At 63.2% G+C, this 20,072-nt stretch carries 17 protein-coding genes and 1 riboswitch; of the genes, 10 read left to right on the top strand and 7 right to left on the bottom strand.

Annotation, left to right across the window (positions count from 1 at the left end; genetic code table 11):
• Positions 1-268 precede the first annotated feature (268 nt).
• Positions 269-4,597, top strand: coding sequence for a glycosyltransferase (locus tag ACJ7Z0_RS19635; RefSeq protein ID WP_434791171.1), 4,329 nt, complete (start codon positions 269-271; stop codon positions 4,595-4,597).
• Positions 4,598-4,685: 88 nt separating this feature from the next.
• Here the strand turns inward: ACJ7Z0_RS19635 and rfbC are convergent, their stop codons facing one another.
• The 4 genes from rfbC to rfbB are packed head-to-tail and all read right to left on the bottom strand — an operon-like array spanning position 4,686 to position 8,154.
• Positions 4,686-5,234 carry a dTDP-4-dehydrorhamnose 3,5-epimerase gene (gene rfbC, locus ACJ7Z0_RS19630; protein WP_434791170.1) on the bottom strand — a complete coding sequence of 183 codons (549 nt, stop codon included), beginning with the start codon at positions 5,232-5,234 and terminating at the stop codon, positions 4,686-4,688.
• Entirely contained in the window at positions 5,231-6,133 is a 903-nt protein-coding gene (gene rfbA, locus ACJ7Z0_RS19625; RefSeq protein WP_434791169.1) for a glucose-1-phosphate thymidylyltransferase RfbA, read from the bottom strand. Before rfbA ends, rfbC begins: the two co-directional genes overlap by 4 nt.
• 51 nt (positions 6,134-6,184) lie before the next feature.
• Positions 6,185-7,075 carry a dTDP-4-dehydrorhamnose reductase gene (gene rfbD, locus ACJ7Z0_RS19620; protein ID WP_434791168.1) on the bottom strand — a complete coding sequence of 297 codons (891 nt, stop codon included), beginning with the start codon at positions 7,073-7,075 and terminating at the stop codon, positions 6,185-6,187.
• Positions 7,072-8,154 carry a dTDP-glucose 4,6-dehydratase gene (rfbB, locus tag ACJ7Z0_RS19615; RefSeq protein ID WP_434791167.1) on the bottom strand — a complete coding sequence of 361 codons (1,083 nt, stop codon included), beginning with the start codon at positions 8,152-8,154 and terminating at the stop codon, positions 7,072-7,074. Before rfbB ends, rfbD begins: the two co-directional genes overlap by 4 nt.
• A gap of 255 nt (positions 8,155-8,409) precedes the next feature.
• Positions 8,410-8,515, top strand: a riboswitch (glycine riboswitch).
• Between the two features lie 91 nt (positions 8,516-8,606).
• On the opposite strand from rfbB, the gene ACJ7Z0_RS19610 reads away from it, so the two are divergent.
• Positions 8,607-9,908: a D-amino acid dehydrogenase gene (locus tag ACJ7Z0_RS19610; protein ID WP_434791166.1), complete on the top strand. Its 1,302-nt coding sequence runs from the start codon at positions 8,607-8,609 to the stop codon at positions 9,906-9,908.
• A gap of 27 nt (positions 9,909-9,935) precedes the next feature.
• On the opposite strand, the gene ACJ7Z0_RS19605 is transcribed toward ACJ7Z0_RS19610, so the two are convergent.
• From ACJ7Z0_RS19605 to ACJ7Z0_RS19595, 3 genes are all read right to left on the bottom strand, one after another.
• Positions 9,936-11,216: an FIST signal transduction protein gene (locus ACJ7Z0_RS19605; protein WP_434791165.1), complete on the bottom strand. Its 1,281-nt coding sequence runs from the start codon at positions 11,214-11,216 to the stop codon at positions 9,936-9,938.
• A 50-nt stretch (positions 11,217-11,266) separates the two neighbouring features.
• Entirely contained in the window at positions 11,267-12,007 is a 741-nt protein-coding gene (locus ACJ7Z0_RS19600) for a PhaM family polyhydroxyalkanoate granule multifunctional regulatory protein (protein ID WP_434791164.1), read from the bottom strand.
• Positions 12,008-12,108: 101 nt separating this feature from the next.
• Complete coding sequence (locus ACJ7Z0_RS19595; protein WP_434791163.1) at positions 12,109-13,524, bottom strand: aminotransferase-like domain-containing protein; 1,416 nt, start codon at positions 13,522-13,524, stop codon at positions 12,109-12,111.
• Between the two features lie 102 nt (positions 13,525-13,626).
• Between ACJ7Z0_RS19595 and ACJ7Z0_RS19590 the strand changes: the two genes are divergently transcribed.
• Genes ACJ7Z0_RS19590 through ACJ7Z0_RS19555 form a run of 8 tightly spaced genes read left to right on the top strand, consistent with a single transcriptional unit; the run spans position 13,627 to position 20,070 of the window.
• Positions 13,627-14,226: a LysE family translocator gene (locus ACJ7Z0_RS19590; protein ID WP_434791162.1), complete on the top strand. Its 600-nt coding sequence runs from the start codon at positions 13,627-13,629 to the stop codon at positions 14,224-14,226.
• On the top strand, positions 14,223-15,170 hold the full coding sequence (locus ACJ7Z0_RS19585) for a DMT family transporter (protein WP_434791161.1): 948 nt from the start codon (positions 14,223-14,225) through the stop codon (positions 15,168-15,170). Before ACJ7Z0_RS19590 ends, ACJ7Z0_RS19585 begins: the two co-directional genes overlap by 4 nt.
• A 41-nt stretch (positions 15,171-15,211) precedes the next feature.
• Positions 15,212-16,441, top strand: a complete 1,230-nt coding sequence (locus tag ACJ7Z0_RS19580; protein WP_431125085.1) for an aminotransferase-like domain-containing protein — start codon at positions 15,212-15,214, stop codon at positions 16,439-16,441.
• Positions 16,442-16,464: 23 nt separating this feature from the next.
• A complete protein-coding gene (locus ACJ7Z0_RS19575; protein ID WP_434791160.1) occupies positions 16,465-17,097 on the top strand; it encodes a DJ-1/PfpI family protein in 633 nt (210 codons plus the stop codon).
• 22 nt (positions 17,098-17,119) lie between these two features.
• Positions 17,120-17,791: a LysE family translocator gene (locus ACJ7Z0_RS19570; protein WP_434791159.1), complete on the top strand. Its 672-nt coding sequence runs from the start codon at positions 17,120-17,122 to the stop codon at positions 17,789-17,791.
• Between the two features lie 4 nt (positions 17,792-17,795).
• The gene (locus ACJ7Z0_RS19565) at positions 17,796-18,437 is read left to right on the top strand and encodes a glutathione S-transferase family protein (protein ID WP_434791158.1); all 642 of its coding nucleotides are present in this window, start codon (positions 17,796-17,798) and stop codon (positions 18,435-18,437) included.
• Between the two features lie 5 nt (positions 18,438-18,442).
• Complete coding sequence (locus ACJ7Z0_RS19560; protein WP_434791157.1) at positions 18,443-19,366, top strand: PhzF family phenazine biosynthesis protein; 924 nt, start codon at positions 18,443-18,445, stop codon at positions 19,364-19,366.
• Positions 19,367-19,377: 11 nt separating this feature from the next.
• Positions 19,378-20,070, top strand: a complete 693-nt coding sequence (locus ACJ7Z0_RS19555) for a VOC family protein (RefSeq protein ID WP_434791156.1) — start codon at positions 19,378-19,380, stop codon at positions 20,068-20,070.
• Positions 20,071-20,072: the final 2 nt, after the last annotated feature.

Genomic DNA, 20,072 nt, shown 5'->3' with positions numbered 1-20,072 from the left:
CGAGGCGGTGATGTGCCTCTTGCCCGCATTCAATTCGGGCCAAGAATCACCTGCAGACTGGCGGGTCAAGACGCCAGATGCAGAGGCACCGACGTTATGAAGCGATGACGAATTCAGAAGTTGCTGCGCCGCGCCGTTTGCGTCCTCATTGCTCTGCGTGACCTCGCGAGTTCCTCCAACAGGCACCACGCGGTCCATGAAATTCGGCCGGCCTCTTGAATGTTGACCGTTGCCCGTAGTTTTACCGTGCAAATTCTCCTCATCACAAATGACATATCCCGACCCCGGTAACCTCTTGAAGAGATATACGACTATTGTCGATCTTGATGAAAAAAGAGTTGCTGAGCTTTCCGATTGCCATGGACTGCCTAAACTTGCGGAATCGCTAGAAAACATTAACTTTAGCTCTGCTTTCGTGGATGGCACATGCATCAGAAGATATTTGGCCGACTGTCTTCAGCAAGGAAGCTTCGAGATAATCTGCCCTCGAAGCGGCCGAAGGATTGCTGCCGAATTTTCCGTCGTACTTCGTGACAAAAGTACATTCGTTATTTTCGACGGGCTTGTTCTTGGAATAGGACATTTGGGACTTGGATTTCCCATCATGGCAATAATCTTCCCTGAGGAAGGTTTATTTCTGAAACTCATTGACGACTACTGGGGAGTGCAGGAACGGCATCTCCCAATGCTAGCCGACGTAATATCCGCCATGCGCCCGGGTCCAAGTAAAGGCATTACTTTGGTATCGGGAGACGCAAACTTCGCGCATCACGCGTGGAATCAGTTATCAGTACTTCAATCCATCGTTGATGGTGGAGTGAAGTGCACGGCTCAACTTATCAGCACACATGAACCGCTAGGGCCCATGCCCAAGCTTTTTCCAGAGTTGTCGCACTGGACTATGCATCGAGTTCCCGATTGGGAATTGGAACATATAAATCAATTCGGAAAGATGGTCTTGCCCCTTGGCGGCACCTTCGTACAACAAAGGTTGGTCGAACGGTTGCTGCATTTTGCTGTCACGCTACCCAAGGCAAGCGAAATCGAATCCCTTTTTTCTCGCGTCGAGAAGTATGAAGGACCAATATTATGGATGAGCGTTCGGACCCGAAATCGTACAGCACTCAATCAAACAGAAGCGTTGATTGAGATAGGGACACGCTTTCTTTCCATTTGTCCAACAGGATCGATTATCTTAGATGGCCACTCTTTTGCGGATGATCTCGCAACCAACCCGGGCTATGCCCCCGCGGCTCAGAGAGAAGTTGTCACAGAAGATCTCCAAGTTGCGCACATCGTAGCAAACAAGCTACGCTCTGAGAAGGGCGCGCATGTTCGAGTGGAATTTGCGGTGGGTTTGACGATTTCCGAAACAATATTGCTGGCACAGTACGCCACCTTTTATTTCTGCCATCATGGGACCGTTCAGCACAAAATAGGCTGGTTCACTTCATGTTCAGGCGTGGTGCACTGCAACAGGCGAACCACGCAAGCTTTACCGGCTCATTATGTTAAAAATCAGTCCGAAATAGCTTCTCTTCCCGCCTACACCCCTCTCGAACTGATCGATGCGCCAGACCACATTCAATCTGAGGAGGCATTGCAACAAGCGTTAAAAACGGAAAATTATCGATTTGTAAGCATCGCCGCAATCGGTGATTTTGTCGTAGACGAGATGGAAAAACATTGGGCCACATTAACCAAGGGACGGGTTATGCAAAATCAAATTCAAAATAACATTGAACTTCACGCCGAAGGTTACGCCGAAAAGCAGCAACCACCGCGTAGAAACAGTCTACGTCTTGGGCTGAAGCGCTTGTACAAGAAATTAAACGGATCCAGTCAATCGACAGCGCTTGGGCAGGCACCCTTGAAAGAATTGCGTCGCGAAATCCTAGACTCCGGTGAGTTTGATTGGAAGTTTTATGCTTTGTCCTACACAGATGTGCCACACGACGCGGAAGCCGCGCTAAGCCATTTCATCACGATCGGGCTGGAGCAAGGCCGACATCCAAGCCTCAGGTTCAGTCCCGCTGAATACTTAGCGGCAAACTCGGACGTCGGGTCTATTGCGAAGACATTTTTGCACTACATCCGAAGCGGCCATAAAGAATCTCGAAGCCTGGGAAGGGTGCCTGCGGCTTTGGATTATGAACGTGCGGCAACCCAAATTCGAGACAGTGGCCTATTTGACGAGGAGGAATATCTCAGACGACTGCCAGCCGCCAAAGCAACACCGTGGGATCCAGTGATGCACTATTTAGCCGTCGGGTCTAAATTCAGCGTCGAACCGCTTAAAGAATATTCCCTGAATCGATATGTCGCACTCTATCCCGACTTGCGCAACGCCGAAGTTAATCCGTTGATTCACTGGCTGAGCCATGGTTGCATAGAAGGCAGGAAACTACCCACCCATTCGGAAATTCATAAGTGGGTGGACAGTAGGTGGACGTACCCGCTGCCCGATGATGAGGTGAACTTCGAAATCATGGCCGGCGAGGCCTTTTTCTGCGCGCACGGCTTTAACTTTGTTAATCGCGAGACGAAGGGTCATTTCAGAGAGTGCATTGAAACTCTTATGCAAAAATTCCCGGGATCAAGCACGACAAAGAAGCCAGTAAAAGCATCAATAATAATTCCCGTTTATGGGCAGCTTGATTATGTCTTGAATTGCCTAGACTCCTTGGCGGGTCATAAATCGGAACATACCTTCGAAATTATTGTTTGCGACGACGCGTCTCCTGACGAAGGCCAGATGCTCGAGCTCAAAAGGATTCCATGGATACGGTATGTTCGCCGGCCTGAGAATGGCGGATTCATAGAGTGCTGTAATTTTGCCGCCGCGCTCGCAGAGGGTGAAATCTTTGTTTTCCTGAATAGTGACACGCGCGTAGTTGATGGTTGGCTCGACGAACTCATCTGGAGTCTTGAAAACTTGAAAGATGCAGGGCTGGTTGGTTCAAAATTATTGAATGCCGACGGGAGTCTACAAGAAGCAGGTGGGATCATTTGGCGAGATGGTTCTGCTTATAACTACGGTCGCGGCGACAATTCAAATCAGCCGCGCTATTGCTTCGCCCGCCCAGCAGACTACATCTCGGGTGCATCAATTGCTATTCGAGGAGTACTCTGGCGGCAATTGAACGGGTTTGACTCGCATTTCAGTCCCGCCTACTGCGAGGACGTTGATCTTGCATTCAGGGTGCGCGAACAGGGGCACCAGGTCTGGTTTCAACCGCTCTCTCGTGTAATTCACTACGAAGGAATTACGCATGGCCGAAGCACCGCCACGGGTGTCAAAGCATATCAGGTGGAAAATCTAAGGAAAGTGCGAGAGAGATATAGCGATGTCATATCGACCCACCCTGCTGTAGGAGCAAGTCTTTATGAGGCTTCAATGCACCGCTCCCGCAAGCGGATGATAGTTTTGGATGCATTAACGCCGACTCCAGACCAGGATTCCGGCTCAATTATGACGTTCGAAACCATGCAGATTTATCGGGAACTAGGCTTTGAACAGCATTTTTTACCCATGCATTCTCCGTTTTGGATGCCGAAGTACACCTTTAATCTTCAGAGAGCGGGGGTTTGCTGCCACTACCAACCATTTACAAGCCGCGTGGCGGAGATCGGCGCACAATGTGGCGGCTTCGATTTAGCGCTCATTTATCGACATGAGGTCGCTAATATGACCTATGACGACGTACGAGAATTTATGCCGACAGCGCCTGTAATTTTCGCGAACGTGGATCTACACTATTTGCGCGAGTCGAGAGGCGCTCAAATGACTGGGGATGAGCGCGGAACCTTTCGCGCTCAAATCACGAAATCCAGCGAGCTTCGAATGTTTGCCGAAGCTGACGCGTCATTCGTTCATACGGCAGTGGAACGAGAAATCGTCAACACAGAATTACCGAAAAGCCCGGAAAACATCATTTTATTTCCGTGGCTGGCCGAGTCGGTTGAAGTTCTAACTGATTTTCAACAGCGAAAAGACATCATGTTTTTAGGGAATTTTCCTCATACACCGAATGTGGATTCAATTCTCTATTTCGTTCAGGAGATGTGGCCGCATATAGAACCGAATCTTCCTGCGGACGCGAGGTTGCTGGTGGTTGGCAACAAACCTCCTCCAGAGGTCATGGCACTTGCATCCGATCGCATCATCGTTACCGGATTTGTGGAGGACTTGACACCTCACTTTGCAATGTCAAGAGTCTTCGTGGCGCCCCTGCGTTTTGGGGCCGGCATTAAAGGGAAGATCATAAATTCCTTCGCGCATGGAGTGCCTTGCGTGGCGTCTACTATTGCCGCTGAGGGCATTGCAGGAGCAAAGGACTCTCACCTGTTGGTGCAAGATGACCCACTTGATTTTGCGAGGGACGTTATTAATCTGTATTCAGACGAGGCCAAATGGCACTTTATGCAGGCGGCGGGGCTCGAGTTTTTGAGAAAAAATTACTCTCGCTCGCGTGCCACTGAGATATGCACGGAGGGTCTGCAAGTCGCCAGTCGTGTTTGGATGCGCCGACAGGAGCATCAACGATCTGCAGCATTGCGAAAAATAATGATTAAGAACGGAGATTTAACCGAATAAAGCTTCTCGTCGCTCGATGGACAGTCCGCCCCTCAATCTGCGCTTGGGGCTGGTGCCCCATCGCATGGAGGATTACAAGGGTCTTCGACTAATCGAAGATCTCGGCTTGCTTCAACGAAACACCGGCCTGATCCTTCGCGGACAGCACAGGCGCCATTCCAATTTCCGGCCACTCGATACCAATGTTCGCGTCGTTCCATGCAATGCAACGTTCGTACGCCGGCGCGTAGTACTCAGTGGTCTTGTAGAGAAAATCCGCGCTCTCGCTGAGCACCAGGAACGCGTGCGCGAATCCGGCCGGCACCCAGAGCTGCTTATGATTTTCTTCGGTCAACTCGACGCCAACCCATTTGGCGAAGGTGGGCGACGATCTGCGAATGTCGACCGCCACATCAAACACCGAGCCGCGCACAGCCCGCACCAGCTTTCCTTGCGGCTGCTGCACCTGGTAATGCAGTCCCCGAAGCACGCCCTTCACAGAGCGCGAATGGTTGTCCTGCACGAACTCGACATGCCGCCCGACGGCCTCATCGAACGCCTTGCCGTTGAAGCTCTCGTAGAAAAACCCGCGCGCATCGCCGAAGACCTTCGGCTCGATGATCAGCACTTCAGGAATTGCGGTGGGTGTGGCCTTCACGAGCGCACCTCCTCAGCCAGCAGGTGGTTCAGGTACTTGCCGTAGCCGTTCTTCTGCAGCGGCGCAGCAAGCCTTGCCAACTGTTCCCGGTCGATGAAGCCATGGCGCCATGCGATTTCTTCCGGACAGGCGATCTTCAGGCCCTGCCGGTGCTCCAGCGTTGCGATGAACTGCCCCGCTTCCAGCAGGCTCTCGTGCGTGCCGGTATCGAGCCACGCATAACCGCGTTGCATGATCTGCACGTTCAGCTGGTTGCGATCCAGATAGGCTTGGTTGACGGCCGTGATCTCGAGCTCGCCACGCGCGCTGGGCTTCACGGCCTTGGCAATGTCGACCACCTGGTTGTCGTAGAAATAGAGACCGGTCACCGCGTAGCTGCTCTTGGGCTGGGCCGGTTTTTCCTCGATGCTGCTGGCCTTGCCCTCGGCATCGAAGGCCACCACGCCATAGCGCTCAGGGTCGTGCACGTGGTACGCAAACACGGTGGCGCCGGATTGCTTCGAATCGGCATCGGCGAGCAGATGCGCAAAGTCGTGGCCATAAAAGATGTTGTCGCCCAGCACCAGCGCGCTCGGCGAATTTCCTACGAATTTGTCGCCGATGATGAAGGCCTGTGCCAGGCCATCGGGGCTCGGTTGCACCGCGTACTGCAGGTTGATGCCCCACTGGCTGCCGTCGCCCAGCAGTTGCTGAAAACGCGGCGTGTCCTGCGGCGTGCTGATGATCAGGATGTCGCGCATTCCACCGAGCATCAGCGTGCTGAGCGGGTAGTAGATCATCGGCTTGTCGTACACCGGCAGTAGTTGCTTGCTGAGTGCGAGCGTGGCCGGGTGCAGCCGGGTTCCGGAGCCGCCGGCCAGGATGATGCCCTTGCGTTGCGTTGTCGTCTTCGTGGTCATTGTTGTATTTCTCTCCTTGCTTTCTTTGCTTTGCCGCGCTCGGCGTGTTGTTTAAAGGGTTTCGCGCAGCATGCGGGCCACGCCCTGCTGCCAAGGGGGCAGCATCAGGCCGAAGGTGGCCTGCAGCTTGCGCGTGTCGAGCCGCGAGTTGGCGGGGCGCGTGGCGGGGGTGGGAAAGGCGCTGGTGGGCACAGCATCGACTTCCGCGGGGCCGGCCTTGAGTTCGGCGCCGGCCTGCTGGGCCTGCTCGAGCACGAAGCGCGCATAGCCGCACCAGGTGGTCTCACCGCCGGCTACCGCGTGATAGAGCCCGGCCTTGGCCGGGTCTTGCAGGGTGGCGCGGATTGCGTGTGCCGTGACATCGGCCAGCAGTTCGGCGCCGGTGGGGGCGCCAAACTGATCGTCGATGACGGTCAGGCGATCCCGCTCCTTGGCGATCCGCAGCATGGTCTTGGCAAAATTGCCGCCGCGCGCCGCATACACCCAGCTGGTGCGAAGGATCAGGTGTCTGGCGCAGTGAGCGGCCACCAGCTGCTCGCCTTCGAGCTTGGTGCGCCCGTACACGCTGAGGGGGCCGGTGGCGTCGTCTTCTTTCCAGGGCTTGCTTCCGCTGCCGTCGAAGACGTAGTCGGTGGAGTAGTGCACCATGAGCGCGCCGATCTGCTGGGCCGCCTGGGCCACCACGCCGGGCGAGGTGGCGTTGAGCTTGCGCGCAAAGTCGGGCTCGCTCTCGGCCTTGTCGACCGCGGTGTGGGCCGCGGCGTTGACGATGACGTCGGGACGAACCTTGAGCACGGTCTCGGCCAGTTGCTCGGGGCGGCTGAAGTCGGCATGCAGGTCGGTGCTGTCGAAATCGAGCGCCACCAGTTCGCCCAGCGGTGCGAGGCTGCGCTGCAGCTCCCATCCAACCTGCCCACCCTTGCCCAGCAGCAGCAACTTCATGCCGCGGCCTTGGCCGCGGGCGCGGCGTCGTATTGCTTCTCGACCCATTCGCGGTAGGCGCCGCTTTGCACGTTGCGCACCCATTCGGCGTTGGCAAGGTACCACTCAACGGTCTTGCGAATGCCGCTGTCGAAGGTTTCGGCGGGCTTCCAGCCGAGTTCGCGTTCGAGCTTGCGCGCGTCGATGGCGTAGCGGCGGTCGTGGCCCGGCCGATCGGTGACGTAGCTGATCTGCTCCTTGTAAGGCTTGCCGTCGGCGCGCGGGCGCAGTTCGTCGAGCAAGGCGCACACGGTGTTGACGATCTCGATGTTGGGCTTCTCGTTCCAGCCGCCGACGTTGTAGGTCTCGCCGAGCTTGCCGCCCTCGAGCACGCGGCGGATGGCGCTGCAGTGGTCCTTCACGTAGAGCCAGTCGCGCACCTGCATGCCGTCGCCGTACACCGGCAGCGGCTTGCCGGCCAGGGCGTTGACGATCATCAGCGGGATGAGTTTCTCGGGAAAGTGGAACGGCCCGTAGTTGTTGGAGCAGTTGGTGGTGACCACTGGCAGGCCGTAGGTGTGGTGCCAGGCGCGCACGAGGTGGTCGCTGGCGGCCTTGCTGGCCGAGTAGGGGCTGTTGGGCTCGTACTTGTTCTCTTCGGTGAAGGCCGGGTCGGTCTTGGAAAGCGAGCCGTAGACCTCGTCGGTCGACACATGCAGGAAGCGGAACGCGGCCTTCTGGTCGGCCGGCAGCGCGCTCCAGTAACCCCGCACGGACTCGAGCAGGCGGAAGGTGCCAAGCACGTTGGTCTGCACGAAATCTTCGGGGCCGTGGATGGAACGATCTACGTGCGATTCCGCGGCAAAGTTCACGATAGCGCGCGGTTTGTGCTCAGCCAGCAAGCGGTCGACCAGGGCGCTGTCGCCGATGTCGCCCTGCACAAAGATATGCCGTGGATCGCTTTTGAGCGACGCGAGCGTTTCGAGGTTGCCGGCGTAGGTGAGTTTGTCGAGATTCACGACCGGCTCGTCGCTCTGCGAGATCCAGTCGAGTACGAAATTGGCGCCAATAAAGCCGGCGCCGCCGGTTACCAGAATCATGAGTCCCCCGAAGTTGTCGAACAATCGCCCTCAGGCGAATCTGTCCCGTGATTATCCCATTGGACCGAATTACCAAAATCGAGGGGTAGGCAGCTCGGCGCGTGCGCCTACAATAGCCCCACTGCAGGAGAGCAGGTAGCGCTTTTTGCTACCTCACCGAAGGCGCAAACTCCCATAAACGCTCAGGTCGGCCCCACGGATTCTTGAAGTTCTTCTTTCAAAGAGTTTCGGCATGGGGCCTGTACTGCACCAACTGATACGCCGTCTGGAGAGCCATCACCTTGCGTGATGCACCGAAGGAGCAAACCCGCTGCGGGCGCAGCGGGTGAATCTCTCAGGTACCAAGGACAGGGGGAGCGGCAACTTGGACGGCGGTCGTCCGGTTGCTTGCTATTGAATCAGTAGCACACCAAGCCCGCCGTTCAAGCGCCAACTTCCAAAAGGTACTTGAAATGCGCGTGATCGTTCTCGGCGCCGGCTTGCTCGGCGTGACCTCGGCTTACTACCTCCAGCAACTCGGCCACGAAGTGACCGTCATCGACCGGCAGGCCACGCCGGCCGCCGAAACCAGCTTTGCCAACGGCGGGCAGATCTCCGTGAGCCACGCGGAACCCTGGGCCAACCCGAGCGCACCGCTCAAGGTGCTGCAATGGCTGGGCAGGGAAGACGCCCCGCTGCTCTTTCGCATTCGCGCCGACATGCGCCAGTGGCTCTGGGGTTTGCAGTTTCTGCGCGAATGCACCCCGGCACGCACGCGGCACAACATCGAGCAGATCGTGCGCCTGGGCACCTACAGCCGCGAAATGTTGCAGCAGTTGCGTCGCGATACCGGTCTCAGCTACGACCAGCGCACGCAGGGCATCCTGCACTTCTATACGACGCAGAAGGAGTTCGACGGTGCCCTCGCGCCTGCCGAGCAGATGCGCGCATTGGGCTGCGAGCGGCTGGTGATCTCGGCCGACGAGGCGGTGAAGATCGAGCCAGCGCTGGCCCACATCCGCCCGAAGCTGGCCGGCGCGACGTATACCGCCGAGGATGAATCGGGCGACGCCAACCGCTTCGCGCGCGAACTGGTCGCGCTGGCGATGGCGGCCGGCGTGAAGTTCCTCATGAGCCACACCGTCACTGCGCTGCGCGAGACCGGCGGCAGCATCGACCACGTCGAAGCCACCGACAGCGAAGGCCGTTTCCAGCGCATCCGCGGCGATGCCTTCGTGCTGGCGATGGGCTCGCTCAGCCCGATCGTTGCCGCGCCGCTGGGCATCCGGCTGCCGATCTATCCGGCCAAGGGCTATTCGGTGACTTTGCCGGTCAAAGACGCCTCCAAGGCGCACCAGGTTTCGCTGACCGACGACGAATACAAGCTCGTGTTCTCGCGCTACACCTCGGCCAGCGGCGATCGCCTGCGCATCGCCGGCACGGCCGAGCTCAACGGCTACGACCGCGATCTGAACCGCGTGCGCTGCGAAGCCATCGTGCGGCGCGTCGAAGAACTCTTTCCGGGTGCCGGCGACACCACGCAGGCCCAATTCTGGACTGGCCTGCGCCCCGCGACGCCCAGCAACGTACCGATGATCGGCAAGACAAAGCTGCCCAACCTGTTCCTCAACACCGGCCACGGCACGCTCGGCTGGACGCATGCCTGCGGCTCGGGCAAGTCGATCGCGCGCATCGTGAGCGGGCTTGTGCCGGAGGTGGATTTCGCGTTCACAGGAATGCCTGCGCCCGCGGCGCGCGTGCTGCAGCCGGCTTGAACGAGCGCCAAGCGGCGGTTCCGGGGTTCAGTCCTTGCCGGTAAATACCGTCAGCACCCCCGTATACCCATACAGGTGGTGCCGGGCGATCTCGCCCGCCGCAAAGAAACCGACCAGCGGCACGTCGCCCAGTGCATGCCGCACGATCTGCAGTTCGGCGCCTGGCGCGCCGAAGTGCGGTCCGCCGCGTCCCGAGCAACTCACGTACACGGCCCCAGCAATGCGGCGCGCCGGATGCGGCGCTGCCTCGGCCTCGCCGGCCGCCACGGCGCGGGCGGTGGCCAGCGTCTGCTCCTCGGGCTCCAGCTCTTCGCGGATTTCCGCGCAGATGCGCATCAGGTCGGCGCGTGCGGCCTGCGCATTGCGCCGGCAGAAGGTCAGGCGCATGCCGGCTTCGGCCACGTCGGCAATGGCGATGCCGCGGCGCGTGGGGTCCAGGCCGATGATGTGGCGCACCAGCACGTCGGCGCCCAGATCACCGGTGCGGCGGATGCCGTCGCTGCCCGCATCGGAAAGGCCCACCAGGGTGGCGCGCACGGCGTCGATGGCTTCCTGCGGCCGCTCGAGCGACACCTGCAGGTCGGCCAGCAGCACGTCGAGCGCCGGTTCGCCGTCGAGCTTGAGCAACAGATTGCCGTCCGCCTCGGTGATCTCGCGCTCGCGCCCCGCGCCCGCGCGCAGCGGCTGGCAGCCTTGGGTGACACGCGACACCAGCCGCACGCCCTCGCCGAACACCACGCCCGACAAGCCACCCGAGAACACGCCGCCCGCCGCGCCGTGCCCGCGGATGTTGCCGTTGCCGCCCACCGCGAACTGCAGCGCGCCCGCGCGGCCCGACGAGAGCCCGCCGAACAGGTAGCCGGTGTCGGTGCGGCCGGCCATTTCGCCGATGAGTTCCGTCAGGTCGGGCGTCGCGGGGTCCGCATGCACCAGCGCCGTGTGCGCCTCGAAACCGCTCATCTCCGAATTGCCCAGCGGCGCCACGCCCGAGAACACGCGGTACTGGTCGCTTGGCAGCGCGCAGAGCATCAGGCAGAGGCCGGGCTCGTCGAAATACTCGGCATTGTTGGCCGACACACCGATGCCGACCGTGCCCGACCAATCGGTGACCTCGGGAAGCTCGGCGCTCAGGTGATCGAGGATGTCTTGCGCGTCGGACGCGTAGTGGTCGGTGATGTACAGCAACCCCAGCGTCGGCGACGACGCGTAGTCGGGCAGTGCCATCTGCGCCCGCAGCTGCGCCAGCACGAGGCCGGCCGCCATGCGCCATTGCGGATGGGTGGCATGGCCGGAAGGAAACAACTTCATGATGCGTGCCAACCCGTTCTCTTCAAACAAAAATGCGTTCGTGTATGGCGTCAGCGCCGGCTGGCCGTTCGCTTTCGCGCGGCGCCCGGCGCCTTCTTCTTCGCGGCGGGCGTTGCTGCCGCTTTCTTGGCCGCAGGCTTGGGAGGAGCGGAAGCCGCCGGCTTGCCCATCACCTTGTCTACCGCATCGGCCACGGGCTGGGCCATGGCCGGCACCTTGAGCTGGGCTGCATCCTGCAGCGCCGAGCTGGCAATCTGCTGAAACTGCTCGGTCAGCGAGCCCCACCATTGCATCGGATCCACCACCCCGCCGTTGCCGGCCGAAGCGCCGGTGGACGACGCCGGCTTGCTGCGCGCCTTCCTGGCGGGCGCCGGTGCTTCCGTCGGTGCGTCTTCATCCGGCTCGGCTTCGGGCTCGGGCTCGACCGGCGCAGCAGCAGCGGCAGGCGCCACGGCGGCCGCCTGCTTGGTGAACGCGTTGGCGATATCTTCCATCCGCACGTTCATGCCGCGCAAGGTCGAAAGTGTCATCTTTTGCACCTCGAGCGCCTGGATGGTGGCCTTGAGCGCATGACCGTTCTGTTCGAGCCAGTACTGCACCGTCTTGAGCTCCTGGATGCGCTTGTCGACTTCTTCGACGCTTAGCGTGGGCGCCACCCAGCTTGCAAGCCCGGGCAACCCTGGCGCTGCGCCGCCACCCGAACCACCGGCTGCACCGCCGGCAAGATTCTTCAGAAAATCGAATCCAGGAACAAATTGGCTGAAGTCGAAGGGTTGGCTGGCGTTGCTCATGCGGCGGTCTCCGGGTTGGGTTTTCTTGTGATGCCAGCTTACTCCAAGGCATCCCTCTTTTGGACTCGCGAACGCTCACGTCATGCGAGGCAAAACCCCCGTCAAAGCTCGGCGCGGACCTTGCTGAAGACTTTCCAGAATGCCGCGTCCTGCGAGGTCGCGAAATTGATCCGCATCATCGTGCTCGGCGGCCGCCGCGCATGGAACAGCGAACCCGGCGCCAGCAGGTAGCCCTGGTCGAGCATGCGCTGCGTGAGCGCGTCGGTGTCCACGCCGGTATCGACCCAGCCGAAGAGGCCCGCCGGTTCCGATGCGAAGGTGCAGCCGTGCGACATGGCGAGCTTCACCGCACGTCCGCGCGCGCCGTCGAGCCGGATGCGTATGCGCTCGGCATGCCGCCGCAGTTGCCCCTGGTCGATGCACCATGAAAGCGCCCGCTCGAACAGGGTGGGCGTGGTGAGGGTGGCCAGCAGCTTGGTTTCGAGCAGCCGCTCTTTCAGTTCAGGCGAGGCGGCCAGGAAACCGATGCGCCAGTTGGGCGCCAGGATCTTCGCAAAACCGCTGACGTAGATGGTGCGCTGCAGCCCGTCGAGCGCGCTGAGCCGCGTGGCGTGCTCGGGCGCCAGATGGCTGTAGGTGTCGTCCTCGACGATGTGAAAGTCATGCGCGTTGGCCAGCTTGAGCACGCGGTGCGCACTGCCCGGCGTGAGGCTGTAGCCGGTTGGGTTGTGCAGCACGCTCACGCTCACGAAGAGCTTGGGGCTGTGTAGCGCGCAGTACTGCGCCATCACATCCAGGTCGGGGCCGTCGGCACGGCGCGGCACCGGCAGGATCCGCATGCCCAGTGCCTCGAGCCGCGCGAACTCCAGCGCCCAGCCGGGCTCCTCGACCATGACCGGATCGCCCGCGCGCAGCAGCGTGCGGCTCACGATGTCCAGCGCATGCGTGGCGCCCACGGTCGTCACGATCTGGTCGGGCGCGGCGGGCACGTTGATGCCCATGAGCTTGTTCGACAGGCTGCGGCGCAGCGCGGCGTCGCCGGAGGGCTCCCCGTACTGGAGCGACAGCTCCTGCAGCACGGCTGTACTGGTCATGCGGCGCACCGCCGTCGGCATGAAGGTCGACGACATCCACTCCGGCGGAAACACGCCCATGCCCGGCTGCGGCTTGTCGCTCGGCCGGTGAAACATGCTGCGGATGAGCGAGCTTGCATCGGCCGGCACGCGCGAGGCCATCATCTGCGCGACCATGGGGGCCGCGTTGGGCGGTCGCCCTTCCTGCGCGGGCGCCGAATCGCGCACGTAGAACCCGCGCTGCCGGCGCGCCTCGACCAGGCCCTGGGCCAGCAACTGGTCGTAGGCCGCCACCACCGTGTAGGGGCTCACGCCCTGCTGGCGCGCGCATTCGCGCACCGAGGGCAGGCGCGCGCCAGGCGGCAGCAGCCGGGTGCGGATGCGTTCAGCCAGCCGGCCGGCCAATTGCCCGGTGAGCGACTGGGTGGAGGTTCGTGTCAGCATCGGCTTGGGCTTCTGTGTCGAAAGGCAGACCAATACAGTTTTGGAATATGTTCGATCAACTGTATTGGAACTGTAATGGTCGCAAAGTTTAGAGTGTATGCAATGAACTGGCAAGAATTCACCGCGCTGCTGGTGCTGGCCACGGCGATGAGTTTCTCGCCCGGCCCCAACACCACGCTTTCCACCGCTCTGGCGGCCAACGGGGGCCTGCCGCGCGCCATGCGCTTCGTGGTGGCGGTGCCGGTCGGCTGGACACTGCTGCTGGTTCTTTGCGCGGCCGGCATCGGTGCGTTGGTGGTGGCGGTGCCTCCGCTGCGCCTGGGCATCAAGGCGCTGGGCGTGGGCTACCTGCTGTGGCTGGCCTACAAGCTCAGCGGCAGCGGCACGCTCGGCCGCGCGGACAGCGCCAGCCTGAATATCGGCTTCGGCCAGGGCGTGATGCTTCAGTTCGTCAACATCAAGGCCTGGCTGCTCGCGCTCACACTGGTGGCGGGCTGGATCGCGGGGCAGCCCGACGCGCTCGGCCGCTTCGCCATCGTCGCGCCGGTGATGCTGGTCTACGCCTTCGCCAGCAATTTCGTCTACGCACTGGCGGGTGCGCTGCTGCGCGACTGGCTGTCCAAGGGCAAGCGCCTGCTGTGGTTCAACCGTGCGATGGGCCTGGTGCTGGTGCTCACGGCCTGGTGGATGCTGAGCGTATGAGCCGCATCAAGGACGAGACCCTGGGCATGTGGCTCGGCGTGATCGGCGTGGCGTTGTTCGCTGTCACCTTGCCGATGACGCGGCTGGCCACCGGCACGCAGGGCGCACCGCAGCTCTCGCCCTGGTTCGTCACGCTCGGGCGCGCCGCCTTGGCGGGCATTCTCTCGACGGTCTTCCTGCTCGCCACGCGCTCGCCCCGGCCCGCGCCGCAGCAGTGGAAGCCCCTGGGCATGGCGGTGCTCGGCAACGTGATCGGCTATCCGCTGCTGCTGGCCTATGCATTGCGCGTGGTCACGGCCAGCCATGCGGCGGTGGTGACGGCGCTGCTGCCGCTCGTCACCGCGGCGGTCGCCGCCCTGGTGCTGCACCAGCGGGCACGGCTCGGCTTCTGGCTGTGCGCTATCGCTGGCAGCGTGCTGGTCGTTCTTTTCTCGCTGCTGCGTGCCAGCCAGAACGGCCATGGCTTCGGTTTCGAGTGGGCCGACCTGCTGCTGGTGGGCGCGGTGATCGCGGCGTCGTTCGGCTACATCTACGGCGCGCAGGTCACGCCGTCGCTCGGCGCCGAGCGCGTGATCTGCTGGGTCTGCGTCATGGCGCTGCCCGTCACCTTGCCGGCCACGCTGGCCCTGTGGCCGGAGGAACCCATCGCCACGTCGGCCTGGCTAGGCTTCGTCTATGTCGGCGTGTTCTCGATGTGGATCGGCTTCTTTGCCTGGTACCGCGGCCTGGCGCTGGGCGGTGCATTGCGCGTGAGCCAGACCCAGCTGCTGCAGCCCTTTCTCTCGATAATTGCCTCCATTCCGCTGCTGGGCGAGCCGCTCGATGTGGTTACCCTGGGCTTTGCCATTGCCGTGGTCTGCACGGTGATGCTCGGCAAGCGCCTTTCGCAGCCGCAGCCCGCACAGGCCGTTTCGCCGCGCGCTGCGCGTGCCGAACAATCCTGAACACTTTCGCCTCTCACCTCACCCGCCTGAAAGAAGAACCCATGAACTGGAAACTCGCCGCCCGCGCCGCCAAGATGAATCCGTCGGTGCTGCGTGAAATCCTCAAGGTCACCGAGCGCCCCGGCATCATCAGCCTGGCCGGCGGCCTGCCCTCGCCCAAGACCTTTCCGATCCAGGCCTTTGCCGACGCCTGCGCCGAGGTGCTGCACAACGACGGCCAGGCGGCCCTGCAATATGCCGCGAGCGAAGGCTATGCGCCGCTGCGCCAGGCGGTGGCCGACATGCTGCCGTGGAACGTCGATCCCGCGCAGGTGCTCATCACCACCGGCTCGCAGCAGGGCCTCGACCTGGTGGCCAAAGTGCTGCTCGACCCGGGCAGCAAGGTGCTGGTCGAAACGCCCACCTACCTCGGCGCGCTGCAGGCCTTCGGCCCGATGGAGCCACAGCCCGTGAGCGTGGCCAGCGACGACGACGGCGTGATCGTCGATGACCTGATCGCCAAGGCACGCGCGACCGGCGGGCGCGCTTCGGATGACGCCGCGCGCTTCGTCTACCTGCTGCCCAATTTCCAGAATCCCACCGGCCGCACCATGACCGAAGAGCGCCGCGCGGCCGTGTCGGCCGCTGCGGCCGCAGCCGGCCTGCCGATCGTCGAGGACAACCCCTACGGCGAACTGTGGTTCGACGAAGCCCCACCGCTGCCGCTGACCGCTCGCAACCCCGAAGGCTGCATCTACCTGGGCTCGTTCTCGAAGGTGCTGGCACCGGGCCTCCGCCTGGGCTTTCTCGTCGCACCGAAGGCCATCTACCCGAAGCTGCTGCAGGCCAAGCAGGCGGTCGACCTGCACACGCCCATCTTCACGCAGCGCATGGTCTCGGCCGTGATGAAAGACAACTTTCTCGAGCGCCACGTGCCCACGATCCGCGCGCTCTACAAGCGCCAGCGCGACGCGATGATGGCGGCGCTCACGCGCGAGATGGCCGGCCTGGACGTGAAGTTCAACGCACCCAAGGGCGGTATGTTCCTGTGGGCGCGCCTGCCCGAGGGCATCGACACCGTGGCGCTGCTGCCCAAGGCGGTGGAGCGCAACGTGGCCTTCGTGCCGGGCGCGCCCTTCTATGCCGGCCAGGGCGATCCGCGGACACTGCGCCTGTCGTTCGTCACGGCCAGCGTCGAAGAAATCGATGTCGCCATCGCCGCGCTGGCCCTGACGCTGCGCGAAGAACTCGCGCTACTCGGCGAGCGCAAGCTCGCGCCCGAACCCGTCTGAGCCACGATACGGGGCAGACCACGATGCACATCGCCATCCTCACATTCGACGGCTTCAACGAACTCGACTCGCTGATTGCGCTCGGGGTGCTCAACCGCATCAAGAAGCCGGGCTGGCGCGTGACGCTGGCCGCGCCCAGCGCCACGGTCACTTCGATGAACGGCGTCACCGTGCATGCGAGTTCCACGCTCGAGGCGGCCATTGACGCCGAGGCGGTGCTCGTCGGCAGCGGCATCCGCACACGAGAAATTGCGGCCGATCCCGCCATCATGGGCGTGCTGCGACGGCTCGACGCCGGGCGGCAGCTGATCGGCGCGCAATGCTCCGGCACCCTGCTGCTCGCCAAGCTGGGCCTGCTGGGCGCGGTGCCGGCGTGCACCGACCTCACGACCAAGCCCTGGGTGCAAGAGGCCGGCGTCGAGGTGCTGAACCAGCCGTTCTTCGCCAAGGGCAACGTGGCCACCGCCGGCGGCTGCCTGTCGGCGCCCTACCTCGCGGCCTGGCTCATCGCGCGCAGCGAAGGCATCGAGGCCGCGACGAGTGCGCTGCACTACGTCGCGCCGGTCGGCGAGAAAGAAGACTACGTGGCACGCGCCCTGCGCAACATCGAGCCCTATCTCCCCTCGGTTCCGGCAGCCACGGCCGCAGCTGCCTGAAGTAAGCATTGCAGGGCACCCCATGATCAGCCTCGCCACGCTCGCGCTCTTCCTCCTGGCCGTCCTGGCGTTGTTCCTGTCGCCGGGGCCGAACATGGCCTTCGTGCTCTCGCACGGCGTGGCGCATGGACCGCGCGGCGGTTTCGCGGCGGCGCTCGGCATCTCATCGGCCGACCTGGTTCACACGCTCTTCGCCGCCACCGGCGTCACCGCGCTGGTGGCGGCCTGGCCGCCCTCCTTCGACCTGCTGCGGTATGCCGGCGCGGTGTACCTGCTGTGGCTGGCGGTGCAGGCCCTTCGCAGCAACGGTGGCCTCCCGGCGGGTGCGCGGGTGCAGCCGTCCGCCTTCGCGCGCATCGTGCGCATGGCGTTCCTCAACAACCTCGTCAATCCGAAGGCGCTGCTGTTCTTCATGGTGTTTCTGCCGCAGTTCGTCGACCCGGCGCATGGCAGCGTGCCCTTGCAACTGGTGCAGCTCGGCGTCATGCTCTCGGCAGCCGCGCTCGCGTTCAACACGCTGCTCGGCGCATGCAGCGGGCAGGTCGGCCGTTGGCTGCAGCGCCGACCGGGGGCTGAAAAATTCCAGCGCGGCCTGCTGGCCCTGGTGATGGTCGGCCTGGCGATTCGCCTGCTGCTGCTCGACCGTCCTTCCATGCCATCTGCCCTGTCCGCCACACCTGTCCAAGGAAGCTGAACACATGCTCAACATCTGGGGCCGCATCAGTTCGATCAACGTGCGCAAAGTCGTCTGGTGCGCGCAGGAGCTCGGGCTCGACTTTCAACGCACCGAAGCCGGTGGCCGGTTCGGCGTGGTGCAGACGCCCGAATACCTTGCGCTCAACCCGAACGCGATGGTGCCCACCATCGACGACGGCGAAGGCAGCGAGCGCGTCACGCTCTGGGAATCGAACGTGATCGTGCGCTACCTGTGCGCCAAGCACTCCCACGGCAAGCTCTACCCCAGCGACCTGCCCGCGCGCTTCGACGCCGAGCGCTGGATGGACTGGCAGCAGACCACGCTGAACCGCGCGAGCCGCGACGCCTTCGTGCAATGGGTGCGCACGGCCCCGGCCGAACGCGAACCGGCGCTCATCGCCGCCTCCGTCCATGCGAGCGAAGCCCTGTTCGCGATGCTCGACGCCCACCTTGCACGGCGGCCCTTCATGGCGGGCGACCGCTTCACCATGGCCGACATTCCCATCGGCTGCGAAGCCCACCGCTGGTTCGGCCTGCCACCGGCCGAATACCAGCGCCCCAGCTGGCCGAACCTCGAACGCTGGTACGGCGAACTGATCTCCCGTCCGGGCACGCGCGGCGTGCTCGATCTCCCGCTCGAATGACACCCATGAAACCCCGCCCGTTCAAACAAGTCGACGTCTTCACCGCAACGCCTTACCTCGGCAACCCGCTCGCCGTGGTGCTCGACGGCACCGGGATCGACGACGCCGCGATGCAGCGCTTCGCTCAGTGGACGAACCTGTCCGAAACCACCTTCCTGCTGCCGCCGACCGACCCGACGGCCGACTACCGCGTGCGCATCTTCACGCCCGGCGGCGAGCTGCCTTTCGCGGGCCACCCGACCATCGGCAGCTGCCATGCCTGGCTGCAGGCCGGCGGCAAGCCCAAGGCGGCGGGCCGGGTCGTGCAGCAGTGCGCGGCCGGCCTGGTGCCGCTGCGCCGCGAGGGCGGGCGCCTGGCGTTCTCGGCCCCGCCGCTCAAGCGCAGCGCCCCCAGCCCCACGCTGCTGGCCAAGGTGGCGGGTGCGCTGGGCCTGAAGGCGCAGCAGATCGTCGCGGCCCAGGTGCTCGACAACGGCCCCGTCTGGTTCGGCCTGCTGCTCAGCGATGCGGACACCGTGCTGCGCCTGGCGCCGGACCACCGCATGCTCAAGGAACTGGGCGTCAAGGCCGGCGTGGCGGGCGTGCCCGTGGCAGAGGGCTCGTCGATGCTGATCGGCCGGTCGAACCGCGAGGCACGCGCTTTTGGCGGCAAGGCCTCGGCCGAAGCCGACGACGGCCCGAAGATCGACCTGGAGGTGCGAGCCTTTGCCGCGCCCATCGGCGTCGAGGAAGACCCGGTCACCGGCAGTCTCAACGCCAGCCTCGCCGAATGGCTGATCGCCGACGGCCACATGCCGGGGCGCTACGTGGCCGCGCAAGGCCAGTGCCTCGGACGAGCCGGGCGCGTGTACATCGAGCGCGACGGCGACGGCAAGGTGTGGGTCGGCGGCGATGCCGTGACCTGCGTCGACGGCCAGGTAACGCTGTAAGGCAAGGCACCATGCACGCGCAACTCGACCACCTGGTGATCGCCGCCGCTTCGCTGGCCGAGGGCGTGGCGTGGTGCGAGGCCACCCTGGGCGTGACGCCGGGCCCCGGCGGTTCGCATCCGCTGATGGGCACGCACAACCGGCTGCTGAACATTGCGAGCGCGGCCTTTCCCCAGGCCTACCTCGAGATCATCGCCATCGAGCCTGGCAAGCGGCCGTCGCGCCGCGGCACGCGCCGCTGGTTCGACCTGGACGACGCCGCGCTGCAGGCGGGCCTCTTGCAGCACGGGCCGCGGCTGGTGCACTTCGTTGCGCGCGTGGCCGACGCGCACGCCGCGCTGCGGGCGCTGGCGCACGACGAACACGCGCACATCGACCGCGGCCACTTGCTCGAAGCCTCACGCGACACGCCCGCCGGCCGGCTCGAGTGGCAGATCACGGTGCGCGACGACGGCCAGCGGCTGTTCTATGGCGCGCTGCCCACGCTGATCCAGTGGGGGCCGGTGCACCCCACCGACGCCATGCCCGCCTCGGGCCTGGCGATGCGATCGCTGCACGCCACGCATCCGCGCGCGGCCGCCCTGGATGCCGCACTGTCGGCCATCGGCATGTCCGGCATGGCCGTGCAGTCCGGCGCACCCAATCTCGTGGCCGTGCTCGACACGCCCCACGGCCCCGTCACGCTTCAATCCGAAGGGCTCTGACC

This window comes from Variovorax palleresanus (assembly GCF_051144945.1).
GTDB lineage: Bacteria > Pseudomonadota > Gammaproteobacteria > Burkholderiales > Burkholderiaceae_C > Variovorax > Variovorax paradoxus_S.
The sequence above is the reverse complement of the archived record's forward strand: the minus strand, read 5'-3'. Positions and strand labels throughout refer to the sequence as shown.